12 protein-coding genes are annotated in these 16043 nt (G+C 67.1%); 5 read left to right on the top strand and 7 right to left on the bottom strand.

Annotation, left to right across the window (positions count from 1 at the left end; all coding sequences use genetic code 11):
* Window positions 1-124: 124 nt before the first annotated feature.
* From D472_RS29450 to D472_RS0123970, 5 genes are all read right to left on the bottom strand, one after another.
* Window positions 125-1138: an oligopeptide/dipeptide ABC transporter ATP-binding protein gene (locus D472_RS29450; RefSeq protein ID WP_017606977.1), complete on the bottom strand. Its 1014-nt coding sequence runs from the start codon at window positions 1136-1138 to the stop codon at window positions 125-127.
* The gene (locus tag D472_RS29445; protein WP_017606976.1) at window positions 1135-2337 is read right to left on the bottom strand and encodes an oligopeptide/dipeptide ABC transporter ATP-binding protein; all 1203 of its coding nucleotides are present in this window, start codon (window positions 2335-2337) and stop codon (window positions 1135-1137) included. The genes D472_RS29450 and D472_RS29445 overlap by 4 nt, the downstream gene beginning before the upstream one ends.
* The gene (locus D472_RS0123980; RefSeq protein WP_017606975.1) at window positions 2337-3359 is read right to left on the bottom strand and encodes an ABC transporter permease; all 1023 of its coding nucleotides are present in this window, start codon (window positions 3357-3359) and stop codon (window positions 2337-2339) included. Before D472_RS0123980 ends, D472_RS29445 begins: the two co-directional genes overlap by 1 nt.
* 17 nt (window positions 3360-3376) lie before the next feature.
* A complete protein-coding gene (locus D472_RS0123975) occupies window positions 3377-4888 on the bottom strand; it encodes an ABC transporter permease (RefSeq protein WP_017606974.1) in 1512 nt (503 codons plus the stop codon).
* A 156-nt stretch (window positions 4889-5044) separates the two neighbouring features.
* On the bottom strand, window positions 5045-6769 hold the full coding sequence (locus D472_RS0123970) for an ABC transporter family substrate-binding protein (protein WP_026118022.1): 1725 nt from the start codon (window positions 6767-6769) through the stop codon (window positions 5045-5047).
* 663 nt (window positions 6770-7432) lie between these two features.
* On the opposite strand from D472_RS0123970, the gene D472_RS26990 reads away from it, so the two are divergent.
* The 5 genes from D472_RS26990 to D472_RS0123945 all read left to right on the top strand — a co-directional run bounded on the left by D472_RS26990 (window position 7433) and on the right by D472_RS0123945 (window position 13280).
* Window positions 7433-8089: a hypothetical protein gene (locus D472_RS26990; protein ID WP_017606972.1), complete on the top strand. Its 657-nt coding sequence runs from the start codon at window positions 7433-7435 to the stop codon at window positions 8087-8089.
* A gap of 30 nt (window positions 8090-8119) precedes the next feature.
* The gene (locus tag D472_RS0123960) at window positions 8120-8824 is read left to right on the top strand and encodes a TetR/AcrR family transcriptional regulator (RefSeq protein WP_017606971.1); all 705 of its coding nucleotides are present in this window, start codon (window positions 8120-8122) and stop codon (window positions 8822-8824) included.
* 584 nt (window positions 8825-9408) lie between these two features.
* Entirely contained in the window at window positions 9409-11430 is a 2022-nt protein-coding gene (locus tag D472_RS0123955) for a hypothetical protein (RefSeq protein ID WP_051046066.1), read from the top strand.
* Between the two features lie 101 nt (window positions 11431-11531).
* Window positions 11532-12767: a DUF5685 family protein gene (locus D472_RS0123950; RefSeq protein ID WP_026118020.1), complete on the top strand. Its 1236-nt coding sequence runs from the start codon at window positions 11532-11534 to the stop codon at window positions 12765-12767.
* A gap of 135 nt (window positions 12768-12902) precedes the next feature.
* Complete coding sequence (locus tag D472_RS0123945) at window positions 12903-13280, top strand: ankyrin repeat domain-containing protein (RefSeq protein ID WP_026118019.1); 378 nt, start codon at window positions 12903-12905, stop codon at window positions 13278-13280.
* Between the two features lie 85 nt (window positions 13281-13365).
* On the opposite strand, the gene D472_RS0123940 is transcribed toward D472_RS0123945, so the two are convergent.
* A complete protein-coding gene (locus tag D472_RS0123940; protein ID WP_017606968.1) occupies window positions 13366-14838 on the bottom strand; it encodes a catalase in 1473 nt (490 codons plus the stop codon).
* A gap of 364 nt (window positions 14839-15202) precedes the next feature.
* Window positions 15203-16043 (bottom strand): PP2C family protein-serine/threonine phosphatase (locus D472_RS26375; protein ID WP_017606967.1); only part of this gene is annotated, 841 nt, incomplete at its 5' end.

The following is a 16043-nucleotide window of genomic DNA, read 5'->3' as shown; positions in this document are numbered from 1 at the left end:
ATCCAAAAGCTCATCATCGGCCGCACCATCACCGGCCTGCCCATCCGCTAGCCGAAGGCCCACGGACCAGGGGCGGGTGAGACGGGAGGAGGAGCCCCGTCACACCCGCCCCTTTCTCACGTGCTCAATCCGGGAAGTGGCAGGCCACCGGGTGTCCGCTTCCCCGGTCGATGAGCTCCGGCGTCTGCTCGGCGCACACCTGTTGGGCCTTCCAACAGCGAGTCCGGAACCGGCAACCGCTGGGCGGGTTCACCGGGCTCGGCACGTCACCGGTGAGGACGATGCGCTCACGCACCCGCTCTTGGCGTGGATCCGTCCAAGGCGCGGCCGACAGCAGCGCCTGGGTGTAGGGGTGGGAAGCACGGTCGTAGATGTCCTCCCGTGTTCCCGTCTCCACCACGCGCCCCAGGTACATCACGGCCACTCGGTCGGAGATGTGGCGCACCACCGACAGGTCGTGGGCGATGAAGATGTAGGACAGCCCCAGTCGTTCCTGGAGGTCCTCCAACAGGTTCACCACCCCGGCCTGAACCGACACGTCCAAGGCCGAGACCGGCTCGTCCAGTACCAAGAGTTTGGGCTCCAACGCCAGCGCCCGGGCGATGCCCACCCGCTGTCGTTGCCCCCCGGAGAACTCGTGCGGGTACCGGTTGCCATGTTCGGGGCTCAACCCCACCATGTTCAGCAGCTCGGCCACCCGCTCCGGCCCGCCTTCGCGCCAGCGGCGGTGCACCTTGAGCGGCTCGGCGATGATGTCGTTGACCGGTAGCTTCGGGTTGAGCGAGGCGTAGGGGTCCTGGAAGACGATGCCCGCTTCCCGTCGTACCCGCTGCATTCCCGCCGAGGACATCGAGGTCAGTTCCTCGCCCCGGTATCGAACGGAACCGGAGGTCGGCTTCACCAGCTGCAGGATCGCCCGGCCGGTCGTGGACTTGCCACATCCGGACTCTCCGACCACGCCCAGCGTTTCCTGTTCGGCCAGCCGCAGGGACACTCCGCTGACGGCGTGCACGTGTCCCACCACACGGCGCAGGAAACCCGAGCCGTGAATGGGGAAGCGGACCTCGAGATCGTTCACCTCGAGCAGAGCCGGCGCGGACTCGTCTTGGGCCTCCGGCTCGTGCTGTGTCGTCGTCATGGGTTCTGACCCCCGTTTCTGAAGAAGGTCGTCGGGTCCTCGACCGCCGCCAACCGTTCCCAGTGGTGGCAGGCCGACAGATGTTCTCGGTAGCGCCCGGCGTCCTGGGGAAGGTCCTGGTTCGATACCCGTTCACCATTGGTCAGGGCCAAAGGGGGCTCCGACGCGCGACAGGTGGCGTCGGCCAACGGGCAGCGCGGGGCGAAGGGACACCCCGAGGGCAGGTTGATCAACGACGGCGGGGTCCCCTGGATGGGACGCAGCCGCTCGCCGTGCGCACCGGTCATCGACGGAATCGACCCGAGCAGGCCCGCCGTGTAGGGCATGCGGGTCCGATAGAACACGTCGTCGGTCTCGCCGACCTCCACGGGGGTGCCCGCGTACATGACCAGCACCCGGTGTGCCAGGCCCGCGACCACGCCCAGGTCGTGGGTGATCAGCAGGATCGCCGCGTTGACGGCGTCCTTGACCTCCAGCAGCTTCTCCAGGATCTGGGCCTGGACGGTGACGTCCAAGGCCGTGGTCGGTTCGTCGGCGATGATCACGTCCGGGTTGTTGATGATCGCCATCGCGATCATGACCCGCTGACGCATACCTCCGGAGAACTCGTGCGGGTAGCTGCGCAGCCGTTGGGCGGCCTGGGGGATACCGACCAGGTCGAGCATCTCTCGGGCTCGCTCGAGCGCCTGCTTGGGCGGAACCAGGCTGTGCGCCAGGACCGCCTCGGCCAGTTGGTCGCCGATGGTGTGGACCGGGTTGAGGGCGGTCATCGGGTCCTGGAAGACCATCGAGATCCTGCGGCCGCGGAGAGAACGTCGCTCCTTCTCCCGCATGGTCAGCAGGTCCTTGCCGCGATAGAGCACACGGCCACTGACGCGCGCGCTGCGCGGCAGTAGACCCATCAGCGCCATGGAGGAGACCGACTTGCCCGACCCCGACTCTCCGACGATGCTCAGCACCTCGCGCTCGCGCAGCGAATAGGAGACATCGCGCACGGCCTTGACCACGCCGTCGTCGGTGGGGAACTCCACGCTCAGGTTCTCGACTCGCAGGACCTCGTTCTCGGTGGGTCCCTTGGAGTCCGCGAGGGTCTTGGCGGTGTGGACCGATTCGGCGGTGGCCGTGACGGAGGCGTTCGCCCCGACCGACTCCAGCAGTGCCGATTCAAAGGGTGGTGGTGTCTGTGGGGATTGCGTCATCAGTCACGCACCCTGTTCTGTCGTGGATCGAAGGCGTCGCGCAGACCGTCACCGATGAAGTTCACCGACAGCGCGATCAGGATGATGAACAGGCCGGGCCAGTAGAACAGCCAGGGCCGCGTTCCCATCGCGCTCCGGTAGTCGGTGATCAGCCGTCCCAGTGAGGTGTCCGGTGGCTGTACGCCCATGTTCAGGAAGGACAGCGCGGACTCCAGGAGCACCGCCGCCGCGATGGCCAGGGTCACGCTGACGATGATCACACCCACCGTGTTCGGCAGGATGTGCTTGAAGATGATGCGCACCGAGGAGGTGCCCACCGAGCGCGCGGCCTCGACGAACTCCTTCTCGCGCAGTGACAGCACGGCGCTGCGTACCAGTCGGGCGGTCTGGGTCCAGGTGACCAGACCCAGGACGATTCCGAGGTAGAAGATGCCGGCTTGGCCGGCGATCTTGGCCGCCGCCGCGGCGATGGCCAGGAGGGGGATGGCGATGAGCACGTCGGTGATGCGCATCAGCACCGTCTCGGTCCAACCGCGGAAGTAACCCGCGCAGGCGCCGATCACGGTGGCCACGATCGTGGCGACGATGCCCACCAGGAAGGCGATGATGAGGGATACCTGGGCGCCGCGCATGGTCAGCGCGAAGTAGTCCTTGCCCACGTTGTCCTGGCCGAAGGGGTGCTCACCCAGGGCCAGGCCTGCGCCGCCGAGGAACTCCGGAACCAAGCTCAGGGTCGGCCTTCCGCCTTCGTGCAGGGGGCCGGTCGCCATGGGTGACTTGTCCCACCACCCCGGAAGGGGGCCGATGCCCACCGAGGTGAAGGCCAGCAGCACCACCCCCAGCAGCAGGAACATGCCGAGCAGGGCGGCCTTGTGCCGGAAGAATCGGCCGCGGACGAGCTGCCACTGGGTGCGGGCGGCGATGTTCATGCCCTGTGCTTCGGAGGAGGACGGTGCCTCCTGGGCGCCCGGATCGTGTTCGGCGTCCGGCGACTCTGGTGAAGTCCGGTCATGGTCGTTCATGTGTGCTTCTCCTTCCTTCACGAGAGCCGGATCCGCGGGTCGAGGTAGGCGTAGGCGATGTCGGCGACCATGTTGAACACGACGATCGCGCCGCCCGAGACCACGAAGAACGCCATGATCGGTGCCGGGTCGGCCTCGTTGAGACCGGTGAGTAACAGGTGGCCCATGGCTCGCCAACCGAAGACCGTCTCGGTGACCACCGCGCCGCCGATCACGGTGCCGAAGTCGTAGGCGACCAGGGTCGTGATGGGGATGAGGCCGTTACGGAAGGCGTGGCGGGTGATGACCGTGCGCTCGGGCAGGCCCTTGGCCCGGGCGGTGCGCACGTAGTCCTGGTTCATCACTTCGAGCATGCTCGCGCGGCTGTACCGGGTGTAGGTGGCCAGGGAGACCAGGATCAGGGCCAGGGTCGGCAAAGCCAGGTGACCGACCGAGTCCAGGGACGTCTCCCAGAAGGTGCCCTGGTAGTTGGGAGTGGCGGCACCCACGGTGGAGATGGGGCGGCCCTGTACCGAGCGGCTGTAGGAAGCGAAGGACTGCAACATGCGGTCGACGAAGATCACGCCGCCGGTGAACAGTCCCGTCCACACCGCCGTGGCGATCGCGTTGCGCCGGTGCAGTACACCACCGAAGCCATAGCCGATGCCCACGCACACGATGACGGTGGTGACCGCGAGCCCGAGGATGATCAGCAGGTTCGGGTCGGCCAGGACGGGTGTGAGTACGAAGGAGAGCACCGTGCCGACCACCGCGGCGGTCAGGGCCGCGTACATCGGTCGGCTCGGCTTGGGACCGCAGACCAGAACGGAGATGCCCACCGCGCCGCCGAGGGCGCTGAGCGCGATGACCACCGGCCCCAAACCGGGGTCGGCGAACCAGGTGGTGGCCGAGATCCACAGCAGGATCACCGCGGTGACGCCGCCGGCCCCGAAGAAGGCGAGGAGCCGAGTGCGCCGGTCGCCCACCATCAGCGAGCTCCAGGCCAGACCGACCAGGACCGAGACCAAGACGATGACCAGGGTGGGGATGGTGGGTCGGGCCAACCAGTTGTTGAACTCGATCGCGCCGAACTGCTTGAGCAGGACACCGACCCAGAAGATGGGCAGGGAGAAGGCCACGAAGGCACCGAAGGTGACCACGTGGTCGAAACCGCTGTACTGGCGCAGCGCCGAGATGATGCCGATCGCGATACCGATGACGATGGCCAGGACGGTGGCCGCCACCACGAGTTGCATGGTGGCCGAGATGGCGTCGGTGAGCAGGATGTTGACGTCCTGCCCCTGTCGGTTGACACCGAGGTCACCGGTGAGGGCGCCTCTCAACCAGAGGAAGTAGCGGGCTATGACGGGCAGATCGAGGTTCATGCGTTCGATCCGCTCCGCCATCGCGGCCTCGCGGTCATTCTCGGGGAGTTCCCTGAGGTCCGCCAGGGGGTCGCCGACGTTGGCCGCGAGAACGAACATCACGAAGGTGGAGGCGAAGAGCACGAAGAGGGAGACGACGAGTCTTCGCGCGATGAAGACGAGCACTTGTACTGACTCCTGAGGAGGTCAGGGAACGGCCACGCGCAGCGGAAGGGACCGAAAAAGGTCATGTCGGCCTTTTCCGGTCCCGAGTCGGCGACCGCGCCGACCGGCGGTTCTCACCGGTCGGCGCGGCCGGTCACGCGTGGCGGAAGGTACGGCCTACTGAGCCGTCCACTCCCACATGTTCCAGACGATGTCGGTCTGCGCGGGGTTGGGGACGATGTTGCCCAGGTTGTCACTCCAGGCCGCGGTGCCCGGGTGGCTGAACAGCGGGATCGTCACCAGGTCGTCCCACAAGATCGTCTCGATCTCGTTGATGATCTCCAGACGGTTGTCGAAGTCGGGCTCTTGGAGGATGTCCTCCAGCAGCCCGTCGAGCTCGTCGTTGGAGTAGCAGCCGTTGTTGTTGCCCTTACCGTCGGCGGTGCACTCCTCGGGGCTGCGGAAGGTGGAGTTCCAACCGCTGACCTCGGCCGAGCCGGACCAGGCGAACATGGCCACGTCGTAGGTGTTCTGCGACAGGCCGCCATCGGTGTCGAAGAAGGTGTCCTCGGCGTTGATCTGGACGTCGAAGCCGGCCTCGTCACAGGAGGACTTGATCAGCTCGGCGGTCTGGGCACGACGGGGGTTGCCACCGATGAAGCCCAGGCGCACCTCCTGGCCGACCATGTCGAGCTCTTCGAGGAGTTCACGGGAACGGTCGAGGTCGACCTCGGCCCACTCATCGCCGCCGCTGGCCGCCACGGCCTCGTCGTAACCGGGGTCGAAGGGCGAGATGTTGCGAACGTCCATCGTCTCGGCCTCGGGCTGGACCGGCTTGATGAGGTTGTCCACGATCAGCTGGCGTGGCACGCAGTGCGCGAAGGCCTCACGCAGCTCGTACTCCTCGAAGGGGCTGGAGTCGAAGTTGAAGTCCAGGTGCTCGTAGATGTACTCGTCGTAGACCTCGTGCTGGACTCCCTCCAGGGCGTCGAGCTGGTCGATCAGGTCGACCGTGGGCTGCGGCCGCATGATGTTGATCTCGAGGTTCTCCAGGGCCTGGGTCTGCTCGTCGGAGGCGATCCAGCGCACGACGATGTTGTCGGTGGCCGGCGCCTCACCCCACCAGTTCTCGTTGACCTCCAGGGTCAGGGACTGGCCGGCCTCGTAGGAGGCGAGCTTGTAGGGGCCGGAGGAGGGGATGAGTTCGGCGTCGGGCAGCGCGCCGCTGACGACCCAGCCCTCGTTGAAGAACTCGGCGGCCTCGGCGAGCGCGTCGTTGTCCTCGTCCCGGATCGCCTGAACCAGTTCCTCGGTGGTCAGACCACCCTGTTCGGCCACCACGTGGGCGGGCATCATGGTGGTGTTGCCGTTGCTGGGTCCGTTGCTGGCCCAGTCGGCGTAGGGCTTCTCGTACTCGAGCGCGAACTCCTTGTCCCCGATCTCGCAGTCGGGCATCAGGGTGTCCTCGGTGCCACCGGTGCCGATGACGGAGAAGTCGTACCTACCGCTCTGCTGGGCCCACCACAGCATGGCGTCGGCACAGTCGATGGCCTCGCCATCGGACCAGACGGCGTCGGGGTGGATGGAGTACTCGACGATCTGGGGGTCTTCGGAGACCAGCTCGTAGCTACCGAAGTCGGTGTTGGGGGTCACCTTGCCGCCCTCGCCGAAGTACCAGAAACCGCTGGTCAAGCCATGGTTGACGATGGCGTTCTTGCTGGAGTTGGCTCCGGCGGTGGTGTTGTTGTAGCTGTCGTACTCCTGGTCCCAGGCCAGGGTGATGGTGGAGCCTCCACCGGTGGCGTCGGCGTCTCCACCGCCGTTGGAGGAACAAGCGGAGAGCGCCAGCACTCCCGCAGTGACCACAGCTGTGGCCTTGGTGATCTTCCCGATGTTTCTCACAGAGGGTTTCCTCTACCGTTCAAGGGGATTTGTCCAGGATTGGAATAGAACGGATTCTGGGTGTGGTTTCAGGTGTAAGGCAATAGCCGGGCACCGGGTGTTGCACACCTGAGACGGTTTTGGGGCTGAAAGTGAGCAGAGGGGGAGATTTGGTGATGCGATCGTGACGAATCTTCTTTCCGAAGGCCCTGTCTTGCCTGGGTATCCGGCGTTCGTCATGACCCTCGAACGAGTCGATTTGGCATATCATCCCATGATTCCATGAGGGGATATACCCATGAATTTCCGCGTTTGTCTTCATTTTTCTTGATGAGGGGCCGTGAGTTGGGGCGTCGTCCCAAGGGGCGGTGTTTCGTGACCGTGAAAGGGCATGAAAAGCGGATTTCAAGGCACGGTCCACGGGCCACTCCGAAATTTTTCTTGCCTTCCGTGGTCGCTCCGCGACTTTCGGTACTTGGTCGTCGAAAGCCAACGAACCGGGCCTCGCCGGGCCGGGGGTGGGCCCCGCGAAGGCGCCCGATACCCTGTGGCCCATGACACCAGGCAACGGCGCCCTCCACATGACCNCCCACCCCCGCCGCGTTCAACGGCCCCGACGGTTCTGGCAACGGCGGCTATGGGGCGGGCCTGCTCGCCCGCCACCTCACCTCCGTGGGAGGTCCGGTGGTCCAGGTCACCCTGCGCGCCCCGCTGCCGTTGGATCGGGAACTGGTCGTGGCAGCCGACGACGAGGAAGCCCTGCGCCTGGTCGACCCCACCATCGAGGACCCCCGGGACCGCGCTCGTCTGGTCGCCGAGGCGGTTCGCGTCGACTCCTTCGACCAAGAGGTCATACCCGGTGGCCCCGTCTCCGTGAGCGAGGCCGAGAAGGCGAGCCGGCTCTACCCAGGTCTGACCGACCACCCCTTCCCCCGCTGTTACAGTTGCGGCCCCGAACGGGCCGAGGGTGAGGGCCTGCGTCTGTTCCCCGGTCAGGTGCTCCCAGGTGAGGGGCCCTCCAACGTCGGCAACACCGTCGCCTGCACCTGGCGGGTCCTTCCTGCCACCGACGACGGGACCGGCCACGCCGCCTTCGAACAGGTATGGGCGGCGCTGGACTGCCCCGGAGGCTGGTCCCACGACATCAAGGGCCGACCCATTCTGTTGGGTCGGTTCACGGCCCAGGTGCTGCGCGTCCCCGAGGTGGGCACGACCCAGGTGGTCATGGGCCGGCTGAGGTCGGTGGATGGCCGTAAGGTCCACACCGACAGCGCCCTGTACGACGCCGATGGAGTGCTGTTCGCCCAGGCCCGCGCCACCTGGATCGCGATCCGGTCCTGACCATCCCCCGAACCGCTACGGTGGACCCTTGTGGCCTTCGAAAACACCCAACAGACCGCCTCCGGTGATCGTGGCGCCCCCGGTGGGACCGGTGTGAGCGCCTCTTCGTCGACCTGCTCGGGCCCGGGCTTCACCACGCCCCGCCGAGGGCGCAGCGCGCGCGGACGCGACCCCGAACGACGCAAGACCATCCTGGACGCCGCGGACCGGGTGATCCAACGTGATGGTCCCGACGCCTCCATGATCGCCATCGCCACCGAGGCGGGCATCAGCAAACCCATCCTCTACCGGCACTTCGGTGACAAGAGCGGCCTCTACCAGGCGCTGGCCGGCCGCCACGTCGATCCGCTGATCGAGCGCATCCGCAGCGAGCTCTACCAGTACACCGACTTCGAGATACGTGCCCGCGCCACCGTCGGTGCCTACCTGTCGATGATCTCGCAGAACCTCAACCTCTATCGGTTCCTCATGGACCGGGCCACCTCCGAGGACGTGCGTACCCGCAGTGATCTCGGGCTCATGGTCCGCCGACTGGGCGAGGAGCTCGCCGACCTATTGATCATCGAACGCCGGATCCGCGGCCGACTGCGCGCCCAGATCGCCGCGCACGCCGTGGTCGGCATGGTTCAGGCCGCGGGGGAGTGGTGGCTCGAACACCCTGAAGTGAGCGAGGAGGAGATCATCGACGACCTCACCGCGGCGGTGGTGGGCGCCATTCGGGGCAGCGGGGACTGACATCCCCACGGCCGGATCGCGCCATGGGATCGGCCCGGAGCGAGTCAGGTCCTACCGAGCACGTCGCGCCATGATCGGGACGATGAAGACCCTAGGCCGGGTCGGCCCTACACGACACCGATCGCAAAGAGGGTCCCGGTGGTCGCGTCCTTGGGCCGATGATGGGGCGCCCAAGGTGGGCATGGACGCCTCGGGCGGGACGCGGGTGGGGTGTGGCACGCGTCGGGGAAAGGGGGAAGAATCCACCTGCAAGTCGCCCAACAACCACAACCCCGCCCGACCCGACGCGCCCCGCCCGACGCGCCCCACCCCCACCCGGCCGCTCACCGGATGGTGCTTCGCCATGCCCTCGCCGCGTCCCACCTTTCTTCGTAAACATCGCAAACGACCGCATAGCTCCGCTTCTGCGGTTTCCTGTAGCTCACGGCGGATACCTTTCCCTAGGGACTGTTTGCGGATGCTTTCAGAGGGCTTGACCGGGTGACCGGAACGTGTGCACGGGGCCCTCTTGCGAGCAGGACCAGGAAAGAAGCGCGGCCGGACCGGCCACAGTGGACGATTCGTGAATTGGTGGGAGGGGCCACTTGCCCGAGAGCGTGGAGTCGCCCGACAGAGAGTCGGGCGAGAGAAACGGCACTTACCACCAGATTCACTTCGCCTGGGCCGAGCCCACCCTCCTGGGGCGCGTCGGTCCCGGACCCTCAGCCACCTCCCTGTCACAACCGGACCAGCCCGTCCTGCGTTCCTGGCGTGACCGGCTGCTTCCCGCCCTCACCGCCGACTACCGGTCCGCCTTGCCGGGCGTGGATCCGGGTGACTACCCCGAAACCCTGTGGGCGCGCCACTACCCGGACGGACAGAGCGCCCTGGTCTACCGCTGGCCCGGAGACGTGCGTCAGGCCCACGCCTGGGCGATCGTCGGCCCCACCCGCGGGCTCACTCTGCCCCGGATCCTCGCCTTGCACGAGAACCCCAACACTCGTCCCGATCAGAACAGACCACCGGCTCCCGGCTGGGCGACCATGAGAACCCTGCGCGCCCCCGAGCCCTGGGAGCGGGCCGCGACCCCCGGGGCCATGCGCACCCGCGACAGGCGCGCCGCCGAGGTCGGCATCGGCGACGAACCCCTCCTCACCGGGGCCGTGGCCCGTGTCCTGGCCCACCCCGAGCGGCCGGTCCAGATCACCCTGGACCCGGACCGGGCCGATCTGTGGCAGGCGACCCAATTGCGTTTCCTATGGGGAATGCACCGGATCCTGCACGACGTGCTCACTCCGCCCACCGTCATCCCCGCCGCTGGGTGGAGTTGGTCCTTCTCCACCTACGACCCGATCCTGGGCGTGGAGGACGGGCCCCACCTGGTCTTCGGTCCGCCCATTGAAGAGGCCCGGGCCCACGCCCCCTTCCTCACCCCGTCCCCACTCGAATACTTCAAGGTCGCCGAGGGCCTGGTCACTCTCCTACGCGAGCAGGGCGGGGACACCCTGGCCGAACACCTGCGTGACAGGGGCGTGCCCGAAGCCACCACTTTCGCCGACCGGTTCGCCTTGCTCCGTGACTGGTTCGATCCCCGACCCCAGGTGACCGAGACGTCCGTGAGAGCGGTCACCGATGAGACCGAACCCCTTCCGGAGGGCCTCACGTCGCACTGGACGGAGCCGGTCGCCTCGACGCCGGACTCCCACCTTCGGAATGGGAAAGTCCTCGCCCCCGAGCCCGAGCCTTCACCGGCCGCCCCCAGACTCCCCGAGCCCGAGGAGGGACTCCAAGAGGCCCCCGACCCCTTCTCCGAAGAGGAGGAAGGGCCGCGTGAGCGTGAGTTCCCCGTCGAGGAACCTCCCGAACCGGATGAGTTCCTCGAACCCGACGAGCTCCCCGAACCCGAGGAACCGCCCGAACGGAACGACCCCGCCGGACCCCCTGGAGACGAGGAAGGCCGGCACACGAGCGAGTCGTTCTCCGTCACCGATCGGGAGGGACCGGGCGACGCCCCCGGTGAGGGCCCGAACACCGTGGTCTCCCCCTCGGCTGAAGGGCACACCGTTTCCTCTTCCGCACCGACCGAGGCCCAAGCCCCGACGCCCCTCGACTCCGCTGAGGGGCGTAGTCCCACCGATGCCCCGCCCCTGCCCGTCCTGTCCGTGACCGAGGATGCCGGAGTCCTCGACTACGTCGCCGAAACCGAACCCGGTGTGAACGAGGAGCACACCGATCCCGACGACAACTGGCCCACCCACTACGTCGACCTGCCCTTGGCGCGCCTGGCGCGTTGGCATGATCGACACGGACCCGAGGGTGCCCGCACCGACGTCGCCGACGCTCGTGCGGCGATTCGGGCCGAACGCGCCGAACTGGACAGAGTGCGAGGTGAACGCGACCACTACCACACCGAGGTCCAGGAACTACGTAGGACGATCGCTCGATTGGACCAGTCCTGGATCGACGCCGACCCGGCCGCCGCGCGTCGAAGCCCTCGTCGTCTGCCCGGGTACCTCTTGCTTTCGCTGCTCTTGATCGTGGTCTTCGCCATCGGCCTGGAGGTCGGAGCCCGCACCGGAACCGGAGCCTTGGACCTGTTGCGCGCCATCCCCGGCCTTCCTCTCTGAGCAATCCGGGATGCTGGGGCAGAACCGAACACCGGTGATGGGGGTCGAACACTGTTGCCGGAGTGCCCCAGGTGAGGGCCCGGTGAGAAGAGGTGACGGTCGTGTTCGGAATCTTGCGGCCCTGTCGGCATACCCTGCCGGATGGGCTGGCTCAGGAGTGGATGGCCCATCTTTGCGGCCTGTGCCTGGCACTACGCGACGGCCATGGTCAGGCTTCCAGGATGGCCACCAACCATGACGGACTGCTCATCTCGGTCCTGACCGCGGCCCAGTCCCCGGACCAGGCCGGAACCCGTCGGGCGGGGCCTTGCCCGCTGCGCGGTATGCGCACCGCCCGGGTCGCCAACGGTTCCGGCGCCCACCTGGCCGCTTCCGTCTCGTTGATGTTGGCCTCCGCCAAGATCAACGACCACATCGAGGACGGTGACGGGCCCTTGGCCCGGCCCGGAGTGCGAGCGATCGCAGGGCGGATGGCTGGTCGTTGGCGGGACAGGGCCGGCCGGTCCGGCGCCGACCTGGGTTTGGAGGGCACCGCTCTGGCGATGGTGACCGATCGCCAACACGAGGTGGAACGGAACGCGGGTCGCGGCACCGACCCGTTGCTCGTCACCGCGCCCACCGAGGAGGCCACCGGTGAGGCATTCGCGCACACCGCGCTCTTGGCCGATAGGCCCGCCAACGTCGAACCCCTGCGCGAGGCCGGTCGCCTGTTCGGCCGGGTGGCCCATCTGTTGGACGCCGTCGAGGACCAGAAGGAGGATTCGACCCAAGGCACCTGGAACCCCCTCACCGCCACCGGGACCACTCCCGAGAGGGCCCGGGAACTGTGCGACGACGCCGTTCTGGGGGTGGCACTGGCCTTGGACGCGACCGAGTTCACTGATGATCGCCTGGTTCGGGCCCTGTTGGTCACCGAACTGCACCGCGCCGTGGGACGTACCTTCGCCCACGCCGGACACTCCGGACCCGGGCACTACGGCCACCACCATGACGATTCAGGGCATCACGGAGGAGGCCATGGTGGCGGCCACGACTCCGGCCGAGGGCCTGGCACGAGCGGGTGCTGTACCGCCTGCGCCTGCGACACCCCCGCTCTGGAGGAACCGCCCCGGAGCCGAGGCCTCCTGGCGGGCTGCGCGGCGGCGTTGTTCATGTGCGGCACCTGCCAGTTCTGTTGCCGTGATCCCCACCCCGGTCCCTGGTCGGGTGAACCCAGGGATGGTTGGTGCGAAACCTGCGACTGCCTCAGTGACACCTGTGGCGGCTGTTGTGAGGCCTGCAACTGCTGCCAGAACTGCTCGTGCTGTGAGAACTGCAACTGTTGTTGCTGCGACTGAACCACCATCCCACCTTGGTGTGGACATGGCCGTCCCTGCGGGACGGAGCACTTTCGCGATCGGTTCGGAGAGCCTGTGGATGACCCACCCCCGGAGTGCACGTCGCGTGGGAAGAGGGCTTCTAGCATGGGGTTCATGAACGCACTGTCACCGGAGCAGACCGAGCGGGTCATCGCACTGGCCATGGACATGGCCCGAGGAGGACGGACCTCGGAACTACTCGAATTCCTCGATCACGGGCTTCCCATCGACGTCCGCGACCCGGGCGGCAACACCCTGCTGATGCTCGCCGCCTACCACGGCCACGAAGGGACCGTCGACGCCCTGATACGTGGCGGAGCCGACGTGGATCTACGCAATGACCGGGACCAGTCGCCCGTGGCGGGTGCACTCTTCAAGGGGGAGGAAGAGGTCGTCCGGATCCTGGTCGCGGCCGGGGCCGACCTCGACGCCGGAACGCCCAGTGCCCGTGCCACCGCGCAGATGTTCGGCCGAACCGAACTGCTGCCCTGACCTCCTTCGCCGTCACAACGTCTCCCCGAGACGCCCAAGAGCCGGCACGGTCGCCCGTGCCGGCTCTTCTCAAAGGGTGGACGGCTTACAGCCGGCCGGCCTTGAGGGCCTCGATGGCCTTGCGCACACCCTCACCGTAGGCCGGGTCGGCCTTGGTGCAGTTGTCGATGTGACGCTCGATGGTGGCCGCGGAGGCACCGTTGATCGCGCGTGCGGTGTTCGAGAACAGCCGCTCCTGCTCCTCGGCGTTCATCAGGCGGAAGAGGTCACCGGGCTGCTGGAAGTAGTTGTCGTCGTCCTCGCGGTAGTTGAACCGGTCGGCGTTGGCGCCCACGCCCAGAGCAGGCTCGGCGTAGGCGGGCTGCTCCTGCCAGCGGCCGTAGGAGTTCGGCTCGATGCCCGGGACGCTGCCCTGGTTGCCGTCCACACGCATGGCACCGTCACGGTGGTAGGTGTTGACCATCTTGGCGCCACGCGGGTAGTTGACCGGGATCTGGTGGTGGTTGACGCCCACACGGTAGCGGGCGGCGTCACCGTAGGAGAACAGACGACCCTGGAGCATGCGGTCGGGGGAGACCCCGACGCCGGGGACCAGGTTGGCCGGGGTGAAGGCGGCCTGCTCCACGTCGGCGAAGTAGTTCTCGGGGTTGCGGTTGAGCTCGAACTCGCCGACCTCGATGAGGGGGTGGTCCTTCTTGGACCAGACCTTGGTCAGGTCGAAGGGGTGGAAGCGGTATTCCTCGGCCTCGGCCTCGGTCATGACCTGGATGTACATGGTCCACTTGGGGTTCTCGCCCCGCTCGATGGCCTCGTACAGGTCACGCTGGGAGGACTCGCGGTCGTCGGCGACGACCTTGGCGGCCTCTTCGTCGGTGAGGTTCTTGATGCCCTGCTGGGTGCGGAAGTGGAACTTGACCCAGACTCGCTCGTTCTCGGCGTTGATGAAGGAGAAGGTGTGCGATCCGAAGCCGTGCATGTGACGGTAGCTCGCGGGGATGCCACGGTCCGACATGACGATGGTGACCTGGTGCAGGGCCTCGGGGAGGTTGGTCCAAAAGTCCCAGTTGTTCTCGGGCGAGCGCATGTTGGTGCGCGGGTCGCGCTTGACGGCGCGGTTGAGGTCGGGGAACTTCAGCGGGTCACGGAAGAAGAAGACCGGGGTGTTGTTGCCGACGATGTCCCAGTTGCCTTCTTCGGTGTAGAAGCGCAGGGCGAAGCCGCGGATGTCGCGCTCGGCGTCGGCGGCGCCGCGCTCACCGGCGACGGTCGAGAAACGGGCGAACATCTCGGTCTGTTTGCCGACCTCGGAGAAGATCGCGGCCTTGGTGTACTTCGTGATGTCGTTGGTGACGGTGAAGGTACCGAAGGCGCCGGAACCCTTGGCGTGCATGCGACGCTCGGGGATGACCTCACGGTCGAAGTGGGCCAGCTTCTCCAGGAACCAGAGGTCCTGCAGCAGCATGGGGCCGCGAGGGCCGGCCGTGAGGCTGTCCTGGTTGTTGGCGACGGGAGCACCGTTCGCCGTGGTCAGGGGCTTGGTGTTGTCCTGGTACGACATGTGTTCCTTGTTCCTCCGCTGGCAGCGTGGGGCTCACCTAAGGCTGGTCTCGGGCCTCATGACACCCGAGAGAACGGTCCGTCGGGGGTGGCGCGGTGTCTTGTCCGCCGACGCTCGCCGGAACCGCTCCGGTGCTTCCTCGCATTGAACCAGTTTTCTGGAGTAATTCCAAACTAAGATTCGATCCGCTTTGAGAAGGGGCCGTCGCCCGCGGGGAGTGTGGAAGGAAGGAGGGCTCGTGGCGTACACCTGAGGAGCTCGGATCTTCGATCCCACCGTCCTGCTTCCACACGAGCCCCCACAGGAGGCCTGGGGTGCCTCGTCCAAAGAGCACGCGGCCTCGCCTTCGGCGCCGCGTGCGGACTTAGGCGGGATCGGAGGTGTTCCTGACCAGGCTGCCTTCGACCCAGGCGCCGGGAGCCCTCCGGTCGGGGGCGGCGGGGCTGTGCGCGTGTTGTGGGGGCGCCACGTCGTCCTCGGCTCTGCCCTCTCCCAGGGCGGGAAGGCGTAGGGCCAGCAGGGCGACGTCGTCCCCTTCGGGCTCGATGCGCGCGAGGAGTTCGTCCAAGAAGTCCTCCAGGTCATGGTCGATCAGGTCGGCGGCGTGCCGGCGTAGGTTCTCCAGCCCCTTGTCGAGGTCCTGGCCACGCCTTTCGACCAGGCCGTCGGTGTAGAGCAGCAGTGTGGAGCGTTCGGGGAGTTCCTCGTGGTTGTCGGGCCACTCCAGACCCAACTTCAGGGCGGAACTCATACCGAGCAGGGGGCCGTGACCGTTCTCCAGGTAGCGGGCGTGGCCGTCGGCGGTGATGAGCAGCGGTGGCGGGTGGCCGGCGTTGGCCCAGTGCAGGTGCCAGGGTCCGCCGTCGGGTCCTTCGATGCGGGCGAAGACGGCGGTGGCCATGGGTGCGTCGCTGGTGTGGGTCATGACGTCGTCCAGCCGTCGTACGATCTCGGCGGGAGGCTCTTGGCGGTCCCAGGCCAGGGCGCGCAGCATGTTGCGGACCTCGGCCATGTGCGCGGCGGCGTGGAGGTCGTGGCCGACCACGTCACCGATGACCAGGGCCGTGGCACCGTCGGCCAGGAGGAAGGCGTCGTACCAGTCCCCACCGACCTCCGAGGCCTGGCGGGCCGGCTGGTAACGGGCGGCGAATCGGAGGCGGTCGACCTGGGGCAGGGGGGTCAGGAGTTGACGCTGCAGGGTCTCG

Origin of the sequence: Nocardiopsis alkaliphila YIM 80379 (genome assembly GCF_000341005.1) — a bacterium.
Classification (GTDB): domain Bacteria; phylum Actinomycetota; class Actinomycetes; order Streptosporangiales; family Streptosporangiaceae; genus Nocardiopsis; species Nocardiopsis alkaliphila.
Note: the sequence above shows the minus strand (reverse complement) of the source record. Positions and strands in the feature narration are given on the sequence as shown.